The organism is Thalassobacter sp. (genome assembly GCF_982993085.1).
The window spans coordinates 1-18,249 of sequence record NZ_CEZFMW010000070.1; the positions used below are offsets into that span (position 1 = coordinate 1).

Annotated in this window: 17 protein-coding genes; 7 read left to right on the forward strand and 10 right to left on the reverse strand. The window is 60.2% G+C overall.

What is annotated here, in order from left to right; genetic code table 11:
* Window positions 1-536: malonyl-CoA decarboxylase domain-containing protein (locus AC4GMC_RS11590; protein ID WP_487880490.1), on the forward strand; the 536-nt coding region annotated here is incomplete at its 5' end.
* Window positions 537-545: 9 nt separating this feature from the next.
* Window positions 546-2,066, forward strand: a complete 1,521-nt coding sequence (locus tag AC4GMC_RS11595) for a malonate--CoA ligase (protein ID WP_487878259.1) — start codon at window positions 546-548, stop codon at window positions 2,064-2,066.
* Here the strand turns inward: AC4GMC_RS11595 and AC4GMC_RS11600 are convergent.
* The 6 genes from AC4GMC_RS11600 to pepN form a co-directional block, all read right to left on the reverse strand.
* On the reverse strand, window positions 2,063-2,581 hold the full coding sequence (locus AC4GMC_RS11600) for a pyridoxamine 5'-phosphate oxidase family protein (RefSeq protein ID WP_487878258.1): 519 nt from the start codon (window positions 2,579-2,581) through the stop codon (window positions 2,063-2,065). The two genes, AC4GMC_RS11595 and AC4GMC_RS11600, sit on opposite strands and share 4 nt — an antisense overlap.
* Window positions 2,578-3,495, reverse strand: a complete 918-nt coding sequence (locus tag AC4GMC_RS11605; RefSeq protein ID WP_487878257.1) for an ornithine cyclodeaminase family protein — start codon at window positions 3,493-3,495, stop codon at window positions 2,578-2,580. Before AC4GMC_RS11605 ends, AC4GMC_RS11600 begins: the two co-directional genes overlap by 4 nt.
* The gene (locus tag AC4GMC_RS11610) at window positions 3,492-4,664 is read right to left on the reverse strand and encodes an aminotransferase class I/II-fold pyridoxal phosphate-dependent enzyme (RefSeq protein ID WP_487878256.1); all 1,173 of its coding nucleotides are present in this window, start codon (window positions 4,662-4,664) and stop codon (window positions 3,492-3,494) included. Before AC4GMC_RS11610 ends, AC4GMC_RS11605 begins: the two co-directional genes overlap by 4 nt.
* 80 nt (window positions 4,665-4,744) lie before the next feature.
* Window positions 4,745-5,143: a hypothetical protein gene (locus AC4GMC_RS11615; protein WP_487878255.1), complete on the reverse strand. Its 399-nt coding sequence runs from the start codon at window positions 5,141-5,143 to the stop codon at window positions 4,745-4,747.
* Window positions 5,144-5,200: 57 nt separating this feature from the next.
* Window positions 5,201-5,635 (reverse strand): hypothetical protein, encoded by a 435-nt coding sequence (locus AC4GMC_RS11620; RefSeq protein ID WP_487878629.1) that lies wholly within the window; start codon window positions 5,633-5,635, stop codon window positions 5,201-5,203.
* Window positions 5,628-8,162 carry an aminopeptidase N gene (gene pepN, locus AC4GMC_RS11625; RefSeq protein WP_487878628.1) on the reverse strand — a complete coding sequence of 845 codons (2,535 nt, stop codon included), beginning with the start codon at window positions 8,160-8,162 and terminating at the stop codon, window positions 5,628-5,630. Before pepN ends, AC4GMC_RS11620 begins: the two co-directional genes overlap by 8 nt.
* A 196-nt stretch (window positions 8,163-8,358) precedes the next feature.
* On the opposite strand from pepN, the gene AC4GMC_RS11630 reads away from it, so the two are divergent.
* The 5 genes from AC4GMC_RS11630 to AC4GMC_RS11650 all read left to right on the forward strand — a co-directional run bounded on the left by AC4GMC_RS11630 (window position 8,359) and on the right by AC4GMC_RS11650 (window position 13,602).
* Complete coding sequence (locus tag AC4GMC_RS11630; RefSeq protein WP_487879004.1) at window positions 8,359-9,867, forward strand: FAD-binding domain-containing protein; 1,509 nt, start codon at window positions 8,359-8,361, stop codon at window positions 9,865-9,867.
* 1 nt (window position 9,868) lies between these two features.
* Window positions 9,869-10,042, forward strand: a complete 174-nt coding sequence (locus AC4GMC_RS11635; protein WP_487878789.1) for a DUF2256 domain-containing protein — start codon at window positions 9,869-9,871, stop codon at window positions 10,040-10,042.
* A 91-nt stretch (window positions 10,043-10,133) separates the two neighbouring features.
* A complete protein-coding gene (locus tag AC4GMC_RS11640; RefSeq protein ID WP_487879005.1) occupies window positions 10,134-12,275 on the forward strand; it encodes a malate synthase G in 2,142 nt (713 codons plus the stop codon).
* Between the two features lie 24 nt (window positions 12,276-12,299).
* Window positions 12,300-12,728, forward strand: a complete 429-nt coding sequence (locus tag AC4GMC_RS11645) for a GlcG/HbpS family heme-binding protein (protein ID WP_038002504.1) — start codon at window positions 12,300-12,302, stop codon at window positions 12,726-12,728.
* A gap of 97 nt (window positions 12,729-12,825) precedes the next feature.
* Window positions 12,826-13,602 carry a gamma-glutamyl-gamma-aminobutyrate hydrolase family protein gene (locus tag AC4GMC_RS11650; protein ID WP_487877219.1) on the forward strand — a complete coding sequence of 259 codons (777 nt, stop codon included), beginning with the start codon at window positions 12,826-12,828 and terminating at the stop codon, window positions 13,600-13,602.
* Here the strand turns inward: AC4GMC_RS11650 and AC4GMC_RS11655 are convergent.
* The 4 genes from AC4GMC_RS11655 to AC4GMC_RS11670 form a co-directional block, all read right to left on the reverse strand.
* Window positions 13,599-14,486, reverse strand: a complete 888-nt coding sequence (locus AC4GMC_RS11655; protein WP_487877218.1) for an amidohydrolase family protein — start codon at window positions 14,484-14,486, stop codon at window positions 13,599-13,601. The two genes, AC4GMC_RS11650 and AC4GMC_RS11655, sit on opposite strands and share 4 nt — an antisense overlap.
* Window positions 14,487-14,495: 9 nt before the next feature.
* Entirely contained in the window at window positions 14,496-16,088 is a 1,593-nt protein-coding gene (locus AC4GMC_RS11660) for an ATP-dependent DNA ligase (protein WP_487877217.1), read from the reverse strand.
* Window positions 16,085-17,101: a ligase-associated DNA damage response exonuclease gene (locus AC4GMC_RS11665; protein ID WP_487877216.1), complete on the reverse strand. Its 1,017-nt coding sequence runs from the start codon at window positions 17,099-17,101 to the stop codon at window positions 16,085-16,087. The genes AC4GMC_RS11660 and AC4GMC_RS11665 overlap by 4 nt, the downstream gene beginning before the upstream one ends.
* Window positions 17,102-17,164: 63 nt before the next feature.
* The gene (locus AC4GMC_RS11670; protein ID WP_487877215.1) at window positions 17,165-18,151 is read right to left on the reverse strand and encodes a flagellar motor switch protein FliG; all 987 of its coding nucleotides are present in this window, start codon (window positions 18,149-18,151) and stop codon (window positions 17,165-17,167) included.
* Window positions 18,152-18,249 lie beyond the last annotated feature (98 nt).

An 18,249-nucleotide genomic window follows, 5' to 3' on the forward strand; every position in this document is an offset into this window, starting at 1 on the left:
TGTCCGAAGACCGCCCCGTGCTTGAGGCAGAGGGCGCCGACACGGCCGTGTTCTATTCGATCTCAAACTGTCAGGCAGGGCTTGCAAGCATCTCGTTTGGCAATTCGTTGATCAAACAAGTGGCCGCAGATTTGTCGGCAGCACTTCCTAACCTCAAAACCTTTGTCACGCTCTCGCCGATCCCTGGGTTCGCCGCGTGGCTAGAAGAGACAGAATATGACGTACCTGTCGGTGACGTCGCGCGCCTGACGGGGCTGACGGCCCTATATCTGACGACGGCAAAACGCCCCGATGGGCTGCCCCGCGATCCGGTCGCTCGTTTTCACCTTGGCAACGGGGCAGAGGTGCACCGCCTGCACGCGGGCGCCGATGTGTCCCCCAAGGGGATGCAGCAATCCCACGGCGTGATGGTCAATTACCTCTATGACCTGTCGCGCGTGTCACAAAACCATGAACGCTATGCCGCCTCGTCTGAGATCGCCGCATCCCCTGAAATTCGCGCACTCACCATCGCCGCTGAAAAGGCCAAAGCCTAGGAGCCCCCGATGTCCAACCCCCTTTATGATACGCTCTTTGGATGCCACGCCGAAAAAGCCACGCCGTTTCTGCACCTTGCGGATGGCCATACATGGACCCACGCGCAGTTTTTGGAACTGGCCGCGCAATACGCCCACGTGATTACGGATCATGGGTTGGTGCCCGGTGACCGGCTTGCGGTGCAGATTGAAAAATCCCCCCAAGCGCTTGCGCTTTATGCGGCTTGCGTGCAGGCGGGCGTGGTGTTTTTGCCGCTAAACACGGCCTACACGGTCGATGAACTCACCTATTTTATCGACAACAGCGGCGCTGCCCTTGTTGTATGTGACCCCGCACGCGCCGCAACGCTGGGCCCAGTGGTGGCGCACCTCGGCGCGAAACTCGCGACTTTGGGGGCAGATGGCTCTGGCACGCTTAGCGATTTGGCAGGGCGCAAGCCGACACAATTCCCAACTGTTTCGCGCCAAGGGGATGATCTGGCGGCGTTTCTCTATACCTCCGGCACGACGGGCCGCTCCAAGGGGGCGATGCTGACGCAGGATAACCTGTTGTCGAATGCGCAAACCTTGGTCGAGGTGTGGAAGTTCACGGCCGATGATGTGCTGCTGCACGCGCTGCCTATTTTCCACACCCACGGCCTGTTCGTTGCGACAAACGTGACGTTGATCGCGGGTGGTGCCATGATCTTTTTGCCAAAGTTCGACATCGACGTGGTGTTGGACCGGATGGCGGATGCGACTACGATGATGGGGGTTCCGACGTTCTATACTCGGCTCTTGGGGGATGCGCGGTTCACCCGTGATTGCGCGGCCCATATGCGGTTGTTTGTGTCGGGCAGCGCGCCTTTGCTTGCCGAAACCCATGACGATTTTGCTGCCCGAACCGGGCACCGCATTCTTGAACGCTACGGCATGACCGAGACGAATATGAACACCTCAAACCCGTATGACGGTGATCGCCGCGCGGGCACGGTTGGCTTTCCGCTGCCGGGGATTGAGCTGTTGATCACCGATCCTGCTACGGGTGCCGAACTGCCCCAAGGTGAGGTCGGACAGATTGAGGTCCGCGGCCCCAACGTGTTTACAGGCTACTGGAAAATGCCTGAAAAAACCGCCGAAGAGTTGCGTGAAAACGGGTTCTTCATCACTGGTGATTTGGGCAAGCTAGACGCCGATGGCTATGTGCACATCGTGGGCCGCAACAAAGATTTGATCATCTCGGGCGGCTACAACATCTATCCCAAAGAGATCGAGCTGGTGCTGGATGAACAACCCGGTGTTCTAGAAAGTGCGGTGATCGGTGTACCCCATGCCGATTTCGGTGAGACGGTTTTGGGGCTGATCGTGCCACAGCCGGGGGCCACACCCGATACGGATGGGATTGCGGCGGCAGCGGCCAGCGCGCTTGCGCGGTTCAAGCATCCTCGCAAGTTGATCGTGATTGACGCATTGCCCCGCAACACGATGGGCAAGGTGCAGAAAAACGTCCTGCGCGAAGCCTACGCTGATACGTTTCAGCCCGCGGATTAGGGCGCGACCCAATCCACGCGCGCTGTGGCAAAGTCTATCAGCGCGCGTGTGTTTCCCTCTCGGGATAGGTGCAGCCAATCAAGGGTTTGCGCGGTGAAGACCAGCACACCAAAAGCGTCAAGGCCTGTGCCGGACGTTGCCTCCAATGCGCCGCCGGGGGCTGCACCGGCATAGGTGGCCTTGGTGTGCGGGGGCAGTTGACCCCATGCGTTTTGTGCCTGCGCACTGCCGGGGGCGTGGCGTTCAATCTGACCGGAAAACCGCATTTGGATTTGGTTTTCAGGGTCCCATGTCAGCACGCTTGCCGCAGGGTTATCCTGTAATTGGGTCCACTTTGCACTGCGCGTGTCTGTATGAAAAACCAGCGCGTGCGCCTCGGGGTGGACGGCGCGCAAAACCACCATGCGCAGGCTAGGGGTTGAGCCGTCGATGGTGGCTAGGGTCGGCGTGCGCAGGGGGTGGCCGGGTGTGGTGCAAGCCGCGCTCAATGTGCTCCAAACGTGATCTGGGGTCATTTCAGCCGCTCCCACGCGAGGGCAGCTAATGCCAGATCACCCAATGCATGTCCCCGAAATACAAATGCGCTGCGTTCCGTGGCCTTTTGCCGGGCGGCGGTGGTGCCCATCACCAAACCCGAGATATCGCCGTGCACATTGGCAGGGTCCGCGAGCTTGTTGGGCAGTGTGGCTTCTTGGGCTAGGTCATCAATGATGACGCGGTCCAATGCGCCAAAACTCTCTTTGTGCCATGGCACAGCAAGGTCGACGACCGAAAGAAAGGCGCCGGGATCAAGCCAGTTGGCATCAAGAAAAGGGGTCTCAACGGCTGTGTGTGTCACGCTTGTGACGGCCAGATCGACCCCTTCGAGGGCCGCGCGTGGGGTATCCACGATCTGAGCGTCCAGCCCGTCGGCTGCTTCGATAAGCGCGTCAATGTTGGCTCGCCCACGGCCCGAGATTTTGATCCGGGTCAGGGGAAACATTTCCCGAAATAATGCCAAATGACAGCGGGCCTGAAGCCCTGTTCCGACAAACCCGACACTGGTCGCGTCCGGGCGGGCTAGGTAGTGCGCGGCCAAAGCCGACAGCCCGGCGGTGCGCACGCCCGTAATCCAGTTGTTGTCCAATGTCGCGAGCGGCAGGCCCGTTTCAGCATCCAAAAGGGAAACAAGGCCATTGATCTGCGCCAACCCGCGCGCAGAGTTTGTGGCGTTCAACACCAGCGATTTGGTTACGGCGATGGGGGGGCTGTCCATCGCGGCCAACGTCGACATGATATAGCGCCCATCGGGTGGGGTGAGGGCGGCTTTGGGCGCGGCGTGCACCGTTCCGTCCGCGGCGCCACGGATCAGTTTTTGCAACATCGCGATGATGTCCTTGGCGCTTATGTTCAGCGCGGCAAGGGCCGTGGCGTCGTAGTGTGGGATCATGCCGCGAACTCCGCTTTGTGGTCTTCGAAATAGCGGCGCAACGCGGTGATCCCGTCGGCCACTGCGCGGTCCCGGCCGAGGCCAATGCGGAAACGATCAGTCGGCGTCGCGCCCAGATCGGAGCGGTATAAAGCGGCCGGCAAAAGCAAGATGCCGTGGTTTTCGATGAGGTCTGAGCAAAAGGTTTCGACGGTTCCGGGACCGGTGTAGCGAGGATAGGCGACGCAGCCGCCCTCGGGGGGGGCGAAGTCGATCAGCCCGGGAAAATCGGCCAACAGCGCCTCAAACGCGGTGAGGTTGCGTCGCAAAAGCGCGCGGTTGCGCGCAAAAATTTGCTCTCGCGCGGCAAGGGCGATCACCCCGAGACGTTCTGCGGGGGCTGCGTTGCAGATGGATAGGTAGTGTTTGTAACGCTCCACACGTTGCAGCACATCGCGATCGGGCGAGGCCAGCCAACCGATCCGCAGACCAGGCAGCCCATAAGCCTTGGACAACACATTGAGCGAGATCCCCCGCTCATACACGTCCGCGATTTGAGGCATCTGTAGGTTTGGGTCCAGCTCGACCCCGCGATACACTTCATCACAGAGGATATAGATGCCATCGGCGCGGGCCAGCGTGATCAACGCATCAAGGTCTGCGCGCGGCATGAGCGCGCCAGTAGGGTTGTGCGGGAAGTTGAGCGAAATCAGTCGTGTGTTGGGGCGAATGGCGTTCTTGATTGCGTCGATATCCAGCCGCCACTTGTCGCCGTCAATTCGTATCGGCACGCCGGTTGTGTCGCAAATCGCGGCTGGCACGGTTTCAGCGCTTTGGTAGTTGGGGGTGGGAACGATGGCATGATCATCCGGCCCAAGCAGCACCCGCGCCAAGGCATACAGGCCTTCGCCCGCACCAGCGAGTGTCAGGATGTTGTCCTTTGCCATTGTGTCATAGGTCGCTGCGATGGCCGCGCGCAGATCGGGTGCGCCCCATGTTTCGGTATAACCCAGGGATGTGGCCTCAAACGCCTCGCGGTCCGCATCAGTGCCCATTGCGAGCAGATCACGCAAGGAGAGGCTTTCCATATCGGAGGCGGTCAGGTGATGGCGGGCGTTAAATTCCCATTTGGAAAAATGAACTTCCAGCGCAAAGTCGCGTAAGGGGCTGGCAGGGGGCTGTCGATTCATGGCGCGTTCCTTGGGTGGTTATCCCAAGGTTTAGCGCAGGTGTCAGGCCTTCGCCACTGTGACAGTCTATGTGATGGGCGTTAGGACTGGTAAACGGTGACGTTCCGGGCGCGCAGCGCATCCGTCAGGGTGCGGGTGTCGGGCAGGGCCGCATCGGGCAGGGGTACACAAAGGCCGTTGGTCATCAGGACCTGCACCCGGTCCGGCCCGTTATGGGGGTGATCAATCCGTACTTCGGTGATCCGATCCAGCGGCAAGGCCGTGACCTCCGCCCCGTAGCGCACCGTCCACGTTGAGCCGCCGATGCGCGATGACGCCTCTGGCCGCGGTGCGCGTAGGATTGCGAAACTGACCGCCATCACAACAACGCAGAACCCGATGGCCAAGCTGTGCGGCAGCAGCATAACACCCACCGCCGCAAGGCCCGCACACAGGCCCGGTGCCAGCCGTGTCAGAGGAATATGTGTCAAATCAACCATAGGCCTGTTTTAGCACGCAAGCATGAAGAAAGTATGACCGAACAGCGACTTGTCGGCCTAGCCCAAGGGTTGGCGGCCCCGAACAACTTTGATGTTTCGGTCCAATAGCGCCCGTTCCAGCCGGTGTGGACCGGGCAGGCACGACAACGGCACCGTGATCAGCCGACCATCCGTCAGGCGCAGGCCCAGCTTGGCCGACAGATCCAGCCGAAACGTCAGATGTGCCTGCACGACCGATGCCAGCGCGACCTCACCGCTGCCATTCGGCACCTCCCAGCTCAGGGTGTCGTGGCTGATCTCAAACCGGCTCTGACGGTCGCGTATCAGGTCATAGGCCAGCGGTATCCCCGCGACAAACAACAACAGCGTAATGACCGGCAGGGCGCCCAACCCGAGTAATAGCACCAATGCACAGCCCCATGTGGCCACCAAGGCCAAGACACCGCGCGCGGAGCGTGCGCGCGCAACGTGTTGGTACGTGTCCTCAGGCATCGCGCATGCGGCCGACCATCTCGGCGGTGTCGCGGCTTAGGCCGGAATGGGCGGCGATGCGGGCCAGCTGTTCTTGGATCAGGGCCTGACGGTCCACATCATACCGGCGCCATGTTTCAAAGGCGGTCGACATGCGAGCGGTGGTCTGGGGGTTGAGCGCGTCCAGCTTTAGCAGCCAATCGGCCAAAAACCGGTAGCCCGCGCCAGAGGGATGGTGAAATCCCGCCGGGTTCATGGCCGTCATCCCAGCAATCACGGACCGGAACCGATTGGGGTTTTTCCAATCAAAATCAGCGTGCTGTGTGAGGGCGGTGGCCACTGAGACGGCATCGTCCGGTGCGGCCTCTGCCACAGACATGGCGAACCATTTATCCATCACAAGCCGGTCTGTGCGCCACTGCGCCTCAAACGCGGCGGCGACGGCCGTGTCACCTGCCGAAAGCAGGCAACCAAAGGCCGCCAGTTGGTCGGTCATATTGGTGGCTGCGTCATAGGCCACACGCGCCATTGCACCCCCATCCAGCCGCGTTTGTAACCGCAGCAGTTGCGCACGTAGGCTGCGTTTGGCCGCATCCGTTGCGGCGGGGGAATAGGGGCCGGGTGTTGCTGTGGCCTCGATCAGTGCGGGCAGGGCGTCGCCCACGTGGTGGGCAATGGCCAGATGTACCGCCTTGCGCGCGGCGTAAATGGCTGTCGGGTCTGGCACGATACCCGCCGCGTCACACGCGTTGGCAAGGTTATCTTCGGACGGCAACGCCAGCACAAGCGCGCGAAAGGCGGGGTCCAGCGTGTCATCGGTGCTGACCTTGGTTAGCGCCTCAAGCCACGCCTTTGCGGGCGCAGTCCCTGCCGTAAGACTGGCCATCAGATTGCTCTTGGCCAGAAGGGTGCTTGCCTCCCAGCGGTTGAACGGATCGGTGTCGTGGGCCAACAGGACCAGTCGGTCCGCTTCGGTTTGCTGCGTTTCAAGAATGACAGGGGCCGAAAACCCACGCAGGAGCGAAGGGATAGGCTTGGCATCCAGCTCAAAGCGGAGGGTCAGCTCATCTTCGGTCATTTCGACCACTTGGGTGGGCAGCACCTCGGCGCCATCCGTGCCGATTAGGCCCATCGCAATCGGAATGACCTGCGGAGCCTTATCAGGTTGCCCGGCGCTGGGTTTTGTTTCTTGTTTTAGATGAAGGGTATATTCACAGTTCTTAAAGTTATCTGTCACGATCAGATGCGGCGTCCCCGCCTGAGAATACCACCGTTTGAACTGGCTCAGGTCGCGGCCGGTGCTGTCCTCAAACACCTGTATCCAATCCTCGATCGTGCAGGCTTGGCCATCGTGGCGATCAAAGTAAAGCGTGAGGGCCGCGTCATAGGCGTCAGGCCCCACAAGTGTGCGCAGCATCCCGATGACCTCTGCACCCTTTTCATAGACGGTGGCGGTGTAGAAATTATTGATTTCAACAAAGGCTTCGGGGCGCACCGGGTGCGCAAGGGGGCCTGCATCCTCGCGGAACTGCCGTGCGCGCAGTTGCAACACGTCTTTGATCCGCTGCACCGGCTCGGAGCGCATGTCGGCGCTAAACTGTTGATCCCGGTAAACCGTCAGCCCCTCTTTGAGGCACAGTTGGAACCAGTCACGGCAGGTAATCCGGTTGCCGGTCCAATTGTGGAAATACTCATGCGCCACGATCCCTTCGATCATAGCGTAGTCGGTGTCTGTCGCCGTCTCGGGCGAGGCGAGCACGTATTTCGAGTTGAAGATGTTCAACCCTTTGTTTTCCATAGCCCCCATGTTGAAATCATCGACCGCGACGATGTTGAACACATCCAAGTCGTAGGGACGGCCATAAACGTCCTCGTCCCATTTCATTGACCGCTTCAGCGCATCCATCGCGTAGTCGGTTTTGCCCTCATCCCCTGGGCGGACATAGACGTTGAGCGTGACCTCGCGCCCCTCCATCGTGGTGAATTGATCCGTCGTGGCGACCAAATCCCCGGCCACAAGGGCGAACAGGTAGGTGGGCTTGGGGTGCGGGTCGGTCCAATGGCCCGGTCCGGTGGGGTTGCCGTTGGACAATTGCACGGGCGTGTCGGCGTGGATCGTGACCTCATAGGGGGCCATCACGTCCGGGCGGTCATACATGTAGGTGATCTTGCGAAAACCTTCAGCTTCGCACTGGGTGCAATACATGCCGCCAGACATGTATAGCCCCTCAAGCGCGGTGTTGGTCTGGGGTGAAATCTCGACCTCGACCTCTAGGGTGAACGCGTCGCTCAGATGGGCGGCAGGGATGGTCAGATGTGTCTCGGACACCTCATGCGGAACCTCAGCGCCATCAACGCGCAAGGATTTCAGGATCAGGTCTTCACCGTTCAGCACCAAATCCTCAGCGCGCACGCGGGTGAACGCGATGCGGCTTTGCACGCGTGTGGCCGTGGGATGCAGCGTAAAGTCCAGCGCGACATGCGCGACGTCGTAGGGCGTTGGGGTGTAGTCTTTGAGGTAAATCGTCTGAGGGGCAGCGTCGCGCATGGGGCACTCCTTTGGGGTTGAGCAGACCCTAGTGCCTTGGGGCCTGATCGCAAGCCCTGTGGCCCCGCAGATCGCTGGTATTATGAGGGGCGCGGCCTATGTCTGCGGGTTGGGCGAATATGGCCTGCGGGTGGACCGGGGGCTACGGCTTGACCCTGCGCTATGTTCTTGAAATGTTCGCGCTCACGGAGGGGCTATGACAACGATTCTTTGGTTCAAGCGGGACTTGCGGGTGGCGGATCATCCGGCGCTGGCGCTTGCCGCTGGGCTGGGGTCAGCGGTCGTGCCCGTCTACATCGCAGAGCCTGAGATGTGGGCGCAGCCCGACGCCTCCGCCCGACAGTGGCGGTTTGTGGCCCAAAGTCTTGAGGCGCTGGGCGCTGAACTGGCGGCTATCGGGGCGCCATTGCAGGTGCACTTTGGCGACGCCACGCAGGTGTTGGCCACTGTGGCGCAGGACTATGGGGCGAAACATCTGGTCAGCCATGAGGAAACCGGCACTCAGTGGAGCTTTGATCGTGATCGCCGTGTTGCAGCATGGGCCAAATCTGCGGGTGTGGTCTGGCACGAGGTGCCGCAATCAGGCGTGATGCGGCGTTTGAAAACCCGCGATGGTTGGGCAGCCACCCGCGAAAAATGGTTGCGCCAAGAGACTGCGACGCCACCGCATGCAGTGCGCGGCGTGGGTGAGGGCGTGTGGCACATGCCTGATGCGCGCGATCTGGGTCTTGGCTGGGACCCGTGCCCGGACCGCCAGCCGGGGGGGCGCAATTCGGGGCTAACGCTGCTGGGCAGTTTCCTGACGGAGCGGGGGCGCACCTACCGCGCGGCAATGGCCACCCCGATTGAGGGCGCGGTGGCTTGCTCTCGGCTTAGTCCGCATCTTGCGTGGGGAACACTCTCGATCCGAGAGGCGCATCACGCCGGGCTGGCCCGCCGCGCCGAAGCCCCCAAGGGCGATTGGCGCCAAGCGATGCAAAGCTTTGTCAGCCGCCTCGCGTGGCGCGACCATTTCATGCAAAAGCTTGAGGATGCCCCGGACCTTGATCGCCGCTGCCTGCATTCCGCCTATGAAGGGTTGCGCGGCAGCGATGCCGCACGCCTAGCCGCGTGGGAGCAGGGCGAAACCGGGCTGCCATTTGTCGACGCCTGTATGCGGTCGCTGATCCATACGGGCTGGCTGAATTTCCGGATGCGGGCGATGCTGGTCGCTGTGGCCAGCTATCATCTGTGGCTGGATTGGCGCGCAACTGGCCCGCATTTGGCGCGGATGTTCACGGATTATGAACCGGGCATCCACTGGTCGCAGATGCAGATGCAGTCGGGCACGACCGGGATCAACACGCCGCGCATCTATAACCCGATCAAACAGGGCCAAGAGCAAGACCCTGACGGCCGATTCACCCGCCGCTGGTTGCCAGAGTTGGCAAGCGTGCCGGATGCGTTTTTGCAGACCCCGTGGGATTGGCCGGGGGCTGAAAGGCTGAGCTATCCGCCGCCCATCGTTGATGTGGCCGCTGCTGCCCGTGCTGCGCGGGACAGAATTTGGGCCGTGCGCCGTTCGGATCGGTTTGGCGCGGAGGCGGGTGAAATCATCCGCAAACACGCCAGTCGCAAAGATGGCACGGGCCGCTTCGTCAACGACCGTGCCCGGGCGACAAAGCGGCCAAAATCACCTTCAAATCAGATGAGCTTCGATCTGTAATATGCCGAAAATGCGAAAGAAATCTGATTTACCATCGAAGGATTGCGCATATTGCGGATTGCCCTTCGCTTGGCGCAAAAAGTGGGCGCGCGATTGGGATAATGTCCGCTTTTGCTCGGACCGGTGTCGTAGTGCTTCAAAGAGCGGGCCCAAGCCTCCAAAGGACGACCGCTAAAATTCTCATCGGAATTTTCCGTGATCTTGTTGCCTATCGGAAACAAACGCCCTAGTTCGCGTCCACAACGGTATACCAAGGGAGCATACACATGGTCGCACGTATTGAAGTTGCGGGGCTACAGGTCGCTGAAGAGCTGCACGCATTCGTTGAAACGCAGGCGCTGCCCGGCAGTGGCGTTGAGGCTCAGGCGTTCTGGGACGGACTGTCCAAACTGATCCACGATTTCGGCCCACGCAATCGCGCGCTGCTGGAAAAGCGCGAAGATCTGCAAGCCAAAATCGATGCATGGCACATCGCCAATCGCGGTAAGGCCCACGATCATGAAGCCTATAAAGCCTTTTTGGCCGAGATCGGATACCTGCTGCCCGAGGGCGACAATTTTGAAATCGACACTGCGAACGTTGATCCCGAGATCGCAACTGTTCCCGGCCCACAGCTGGTGGTGCCGATCACCAATGCACGCTACGCGCTGAACGCGGCCAACGCCCGCTGGGGCAGCCTGTACGATGGGTTCTATGGCACCGACGCCATGGGCACCCCCGCGCCAAAAGGCGGCTACGACATCGGTCGTGGCGCCCGTGTTGTGGCCCGTGCGCGCGTGTTCCTTGATGAAGCGTTCCCCGTTGAGGGTACCAGCCACGCGGATGCCCGCCGCTATCATGTCCAAGGTGGTGCTCTGCTGGTTGATGATCAGCCATTGGCTCAGCCCGAAAAGTTCGTGGGCTACCGTGGTCACCCCAAAGCCCCCGACGCGATTGTCCTGAAAAACAACAACTTGCACGTTGAATTGGTGTTCGATCGGACCCACGCGATTGGTGCACGGGATCAAGCGGGCCTTGCGGATGTGCGGCTTGAGTCCGCGATTTCGGCGATCATGGATTGCGAAGACTCCGTGGCCTGCGTTGATGCCGAAGACAAGGTTCAGGCCTATTCCAACTGGCTCGGCCTGATGCGCGGCGATCTGCAGGAGACCTTCCAGAAGGGCGACGCAACTGTCACCCGTGCGCTGAACCCTGATGTGGTCTATACGGCCCCCGATGGGGGTGAGGTCACGCTAAAAGGCCGCGCGCTGTTGTTGGTGCGCAACGTGGGTCACCTGATGACCAACCCTGCCATTTTGGATCGTGACGGCAACGAAGTGTACGAAGGCCTGATGGACGCGATGATCACCGCGCTCATCGCGAAGCACGATCTGGCACAAGCTGGTGGCAACTCGGTCACGGGATCCATGTACGTCGTAAAACCCAAAATGCACGGCCCCGAAGAGGTTGCGTTTGCGGACGAGACATTCACCTTTGTAGAAGGTGTGCTGGGCATGGCGGCAAACACCGTCAAGCTGGGCATCATGGATGAAGAGCGCCGCACGAGTGTGAACCTGAAAGAGTGCATTCGCGCCGCCAAATCGCGCGTTGCGTTTATCAACACAGGGTTCCTCGACCGCACAGGCGACGAAATCCACACCTCGATGGAAGCCGGGCCGTTTTCACGCAAGGACTTCATCAAGCGCAAAGCGTGGATCAGCGGCTACGAAAACCAGAACGTTGATATCGGTCTGGAATGTGGTTTGTCCGGCAAGGCGCAGATCGGCAAAGGCATGTGGGCCATGCCCGACATGATGGCCGCGATGATCGAGCAAAAGATTGAGCATCCGAAATCCGGCGCAAACTGCGCATGGGTTCCTTCGCCCACCGCTGCGACCCTACACGCGCTGCACTACCACAAGGTTGATGTCTTTGCCGTACAGGCCAAGCTGAAAGCCGGCGGTCGTCGCGCATTTGTGGATACCGTTCTGGACATTCCGGCGGCCAGCTACCGCAAGTGGAGCCGGGAGCAGATCATCCGTGAAGTCGAAAACAACGCCCAAGGTATCCTTGGCTATGTTGTGCGCTGGGTCGATCAGGGTGTTGGCTGTTCCAAGGTGCCCGACATCAACAACGTCGGCCTGATGGAAGACCGCGCGACCTGCCGGATTTCGGCGCAACACATCGCCAACTGGCTGCACCACAATGTGGTCAGTGAGGCCGACGTACGCGCCGTCATGGAGAAAATGGCAGCCGTTGTGGATGGTCAAAATGCGGGTGACCCGTTGTACCAAGCCATGGCGCCCAGCTTCGACAGCATCGCTTACAAGGCGGCTTGTGATCTGGTGTTTGCGGGTCGCGTGCAGCCCTCGGGCTACACTGAGCCAGTCCTTCACGCCCGCCGCCTAGAGCGCAAAGCCGCCAGCTAAGCTGCGGTTAACAGGAGAAATAATATGTCTGAGATTTCATTGCGCAAAGCGCGTAGCATCATCAAAACCACCCTCGCGAAGGGTCGTGAGATGGACCTAAAGCCACTGTCGGTCGTGGTTCTGGACGCCGGTGGCCACATCAAAGCGTTTGAGCGCGAAGATGGTGCCGCAGCAGGTCGGTTCCAGATCGCGCACGGCAAAGCCTATGGCGCGATCATGCTGGGCATGCCCGGCTCCGCCCAAATGGCGCGCGCCGAGCAGCAGGCGTACTTTATGGCGGCTGTAAACGGCGTATTCGGCGGTCAGGTTATCCCTGTGCCCGGCGGCGTGCTGGTGCACGACAAGCGCGGCAACCTTGTGGGCGCTGTCGGCGTGACCGGCGATACGTCGGATAACGATGCAACGGCTGCTCTTGCGGGCATCGAAGCTGCCAATTTGGTAGGCACCGCCTAATTTGTGCGCAGGCGCGCAGTCACTCGCGCGCCTGCACCCCTTTACGATGCGTTAGGGCCCGGTATACCCTTGGGAAAGTATTCTTCTTGAGGTCCCTATGGCGCGCCCCATCGTTGGCATTATTTCCAATAGCTATTTGATAAACGATCAGTATCCGGCCCATGCGGGCGGAACGATGAATTCCGAGGCAATCGCCGAGGTCAGTGGCGCGTTGCCGCTTTTGGTGCCTGCCAACCCCCGTTTTTGCGATATTGAGGCACTGCTTGCGCGGTGTGATGGCTTCCTTCTGACCGGGGGGCGGCCCAATGTGCATCCCGAAGAATATGGTGAAGCCGAGACCGAGGCACATGGCACCTTTGATCGGGATCGTGACAGCCTTGTGCTGCCTTTGATCCGATCCTGCGTGGAACGAGGTCAGCCGATTTTGGGGATTTGCCGCGGTTTTCAAGAGGTCAACGTTGCGATGGGGGGCACGTTACACCCCGAGATTCGCGATCTCCCGGGTCGTATGAACCACCGCATGCCGCCTGATGGCACGCTTGAGGAAAAATTCGAAATCCGCCACGACGTGACCTTTCGCGAAGGCGGTGTGTTTGAGCGGCTGTATGGGAAGCGCATCGTGCGCACCAACACGCTGCACGGGCAGGGCATCAAGACAGCTGGCCCTCGGGTCGTGGTGGATGGCTACGCTGATGACGGCACGCCAGAGGCGCTGTATATTGCCGAGGCGCCCGGATTTACCTTGTCTGTTCAATGGCATCCTGAATACCGCGCCGCGAAGGATCCGGTGTCGCGCCCGTTGTTCAAAGCCTTTGGTCAGGCCGTAGCGGACTGGGCCGCTGGTGCACGCCCTAGCACACGGGCTATCGCCTAGAACCGGTATAGCTCCGCGGGATTGTCCACCAGAATTTGGTGCCAAGTCTCGTCATTCGGGCAGACGCGGGCCAAAGCCTCCAAAAGGGTGGCGCTGTCGGGCTGCTCTGCATCAGCGAGCATGATATACGGCCAGTCAGAGCCCCAAAGACAGCGCGTCGGTGCCGCTGCGATCAAGGCCGACACAAACGCATCAGCGGCCCCATAGGGCGGTGGACATAGCCGGTATAACCCCGACAGTTTCACCCAAACATTTCCCGTTTTTAGCAGGCGAAGCAGGGCCTGAAACCCGCGTTCATCAGGGCCAAGCGCCAGATCGGGCCATCCTATGTGATCAAGCACCACCGGCACCGGAAGGGCCGCAATTTGCTGCGCGAGTTCGACCATATGGCGATGCGTGTTAATCAACATTTGCACGTGTAACCCGCGCGTAGCGAGGCGCGGAGCCATGGCCTGGACACCCGCCCATGACAGCACGCCACCATGCACATAGTTGAGCCGCACGCCTACAAGGTTCTGTTCGACCAAGCGGTCCAAGTCAGCGTCTGTGGCTTGATCCGTCACCAGGCCGATGCCTCGGGCGGCAAAGCCTTCCTGCGCGTTCAGGTCGGTAACGGCCCGCACTGTCACGGAATTATCGGTGCCATAGAGGATGGATTGCACCACCACGGTCCGGCTGATGCCCAAATCTTGCATCTGTTTGATGTAGGCCGCCAAGAAATCGGCGTACCGCAGGTTTGGGGCCGGGTCTTCTACGCGGCCATCCCACAAGGGGGCCTCAGTGAGGCCCGCCAACATGTGAATGTGGGCGTCGCAGGCCCCATTGGGGGCGCGTTTTGTCGGGGTGCGGCTGGGGCGGGGCACAAGGCCTTGAGGAAGCGTCATAGGATTTGCCTAGCCGTATTGTTCCAACATTTCCAGCAGGTCCGCGTGTGTATTGGCCTCTGAGGCGGGCTTGTCGCGCCGCCAGCGCGCCATGCGTGGAAACCGCAGCGCGAGCCCAGATTTGTGCCGCGACGACGCTTGGATGCCTTCAAACGCGATTTCAAACACCAATTCCGGGGGCACACGGCGGACGGGGCCGAACCGTTCGAGGGTGTTTTTGCGCACCCATTTGGTAATGTCGCGGAATTCGGCGTCTGTCAGGCCTGAGTAGGCTTTGGTGAAGGGGACCAGTTCGTTCCCCTTCCAACAGGCAAAAGTGTAGTCGGTATAAAGGTTTGCGCGCCGACCATGGCCTGCCTGCGCATAGATCATCACCGCATCCACGGTCAGCGGATCCAGCTTCCATTTCCACCAATCCCCCTTGTGCCGCCCGCCAATGTAGGGCGCGTCCAAGCGTTTGATCATCAACCCCTCAGCCTGTGCGTCACGTGCGGCGGCGCGTGTTGCGGCGTGGTCATCCCACGTCCCCGATAGGGCGCGCGACAGCCGTAGTGGGACCGCAGAGGGCAGTTTTTCAATAAAATTCAGATGTTTGCGACGATGTATTAAAGTATCGTCCCGGACGTCAGTACCATCAAATTCCAACACATCGTAGGCACGCAGAACGACGGGCGCGTCGCGTAAAACGGTCTTGGGTACAGTTTTGCGCCCAATCCGTTTTTGCAAAGCGGCAAAGGGCATCGGTTGATCGGCTGCAAAATCCCAAGCCAAAAGTTCGCCGTCAATCACCGTGCCGTCGGGTACATGATCCAGTGCAGGGGCAAGATCGGGAAAGCGGTCGGTCATTAATTCCTCGCCGCGGGACCAGATAAACATCTGCCCACCGCGCCGGATCAATTGGGCCCGAATGCCGTCCCATTTGTGCTCAACCAGCCAATCCTCGGGGGGGCCAAGGTCCTGGGGCGGATGCTCCAACCCATAGGCGAGTTGAAACGGATACGGCCGGGAAAGGTCGGCTTCCGGATCGGGGGCCTCAATCAGTGCCTCCCAGGTTGTGGTATCGGGTGTCCAGCCGCCCATCAAGCGGTGCGCAAGAGCGGCCTCGTCCTGTGCAGTCGCCTGCGCCAAGGCTCGGGTCATCAGTTTTTGACTGACCCCAACACGAAAACCACCTGTCAAAAGCTTGTTGAAAACAAAACGCTCAGCACCGTCCAGCGTGTCCCACGCGGACAAAATAGCAGGTTTTTTGGTGGTGTCGTCTTGGGTTTGCAGCGCTTGGATGGTTTTGATCCATTCGCTGAGCGGGCGATCATCGGATCGTGTGGCCGGGGGCAGAACAAGGCCGATCGTTTCGGCCAAATCCCCCACGACGCTGTAACTATCCTCAAATAACCACAACGGCAGGCCCGCCTTTTCGGCTGCCCACTCGCGCAAACGCGTCGCGGTGACGGTGCGTTTTGGTCTGCGCCCGGACAAAAGAGCCACGCACCACAAACGGTCCGCACTAGCGGCCGCACCTAAGTAGCCCGCAAGTGCTTGCGTTTTCGCCTTGGTCGAGGTGGTGCTGTCGAGGGCGGTGAAAAGGTCGCTAAAGTCCCTCATGACGCGATCTTTTCTGGGTCTGCCTCAGGTTCGGCGTCTTCGCCAGTGAATTCGGTTTCAAGAACGCCCGCATCATACCCCAGCGTACTAAGGTATTTGGAAAATGTCGCGGTATAGCCGTGGGTTGCGAGGACTTTCTCGGCACCCGTGGCTTGGATCGCGTCTAATAGTCCGGGCCAATCTGCGTGGTCGGACACAATGAACCCTGTGCTCAACGCACGTCTTCGGCGCACGCCGCGCAGGGCCATCCAACCGGAGGCAAACGCCTCTTCGCGGGGGCCGAATTTACGTGCCCAAGCCGAACCAAGTGCTGCGGGCGGGGCGATGACCAGTGCACCGGGATAGGCTTTGCGGTCTGTGTCTTTGGTGACCACGTGGGTGTCGGGCAGGGCAACGCCGTGCTCGCGCAGGACTTGGTTTGTGGCCTCGACCGCGCCGTGGGTGAGTATTGGGCCAAGGTCCGGGTTGAGGCCCGCCATCAACCGTTGAGCTTTGCCCAAAGCGTAGGCACCAAGGATTGCCGTTTTGCCCTCTGTCGCGCATCGCTGCCACCATGTGGTGATATCTGCGCGCAGCTGGTCCTCTGGGGTCCAGCGAAAAATCGGCAGCCCAAACGTGCATTCCGTAATGAACCCATGGCATTGCACAGGTTCAAACGGGGTCGAGAGGCCATCATCGGTGGTTTTATAGTCGCCGGAAACGACCCAGGCCTCCCCCCCGACCTCGACCCTTATCTGCGCAGAGCCGGGAACATGTCCGGCGGGATGATAGCTGACCGTTGCATCTCCAATTTTCTGCTCCGTCGCGTAGTCAATGGTTTGACAGGTAATGTCGCCCAGCCTGTGTTGCATCACGGCTTTGGTTAGCGGCGTGGCCAGATAGCGTTTGTGCCCGGGGCGGGCGTGGTCGGAATGGGCATGGGTGATCAGTGCGCGATCCACGGGGCGCCACGGGTCGATGTAAAAATCCCCCGCCGGACAATATAGCCCCTGCGGTTTGAGCGTCAGCACCATGCGCCTCTCCTTCGTGATCTCATCACTTAGGGCGCTTGGTGCGGTTGTCTTGTGGTCCTTTTGTTATTCGTCTTCTGACAGAAGCAAGATTTCTCCGGATGTTTCCATCTCGCGGATAGCCGTGACGATTTCTTGCATGGCGGCTTCACCTTCAGCGGGTTTGATCGCCCCTTTTTCATTGATCTCATCTTCTAGCTGGGCGGATAGACGTTGTGACATCGCCCCGAGGATATATGTAACCGCCTCTGGCGCAGTGGTTTTGCCGTGGCCCAAAGCGACGATCAACACGTCTTGGTCGACGGCGCGGGCGACTTTGGGAATATCGCGCGCCGCGATCCGTGCAGGGATGTTTTGGAACGTAAAGATCGCTTTGCGGACCTTTTGCGCAAATACTGCATCCTCTTGGTCAAGACCATCCAGCACCGCGTCGCGGGTGGCTGCCGGAGAAGCGTTGAGGATCGCGCCAACACGCTCAACCGGGCCATCACGGAACGCCTCGCCGGGTTGTGCATCCAACTGACGCCCAAGGGCGAGACCAATGCGCGCTACGGTTTCTGGGTCAATTTCACCGGTCAAAGATACTGCATAGGCGATCCGGCGGCCGCGTTCGGGCGGGATTTCCGCCAAAAGCTCTGCCGCCTTGGGCACAGACAGTTTCGACAAAAGCACGGCGCATATTTCAATGCTCTCCTGCTCTACAATCGGGCGGAGTTTGGCGACCTCAAGCCCTGCAAGCCGTTCCCACGGGTTGCCCGAGATTTCTGCGCCGGACTCGTCGCGTAGAACATCCGCCGTGTTGGGGGAAATGAACCCATCCAGAACCGATAGCGCGCCGGACAATCCGGGTGGGAAGTGCAGCCCAACACTGTCTAGCTCGGAGGCAAACTCGCTTACGATCCAGCGAAGCGTGTCCTTTGTGATATAGCGCATGTCCGCCATTTCGCGGGCAAGCACCTCTTGTTGGTTATCTTGCAACTTGTTCAGGCCGGGGTCCACGCCCTCTGCCAGCAGCAGGCGCACAATCACGGCGGCCTTTTGTTGGGGCGTCATTGCAGGCGCGCCTGGGCGCGGCGCGATTTGTTGACGCCGGGGATTGGGAGATTGCGCTGGTACCACCAAGTTTGCCCTCATGAGTGTCTGAGGGGATA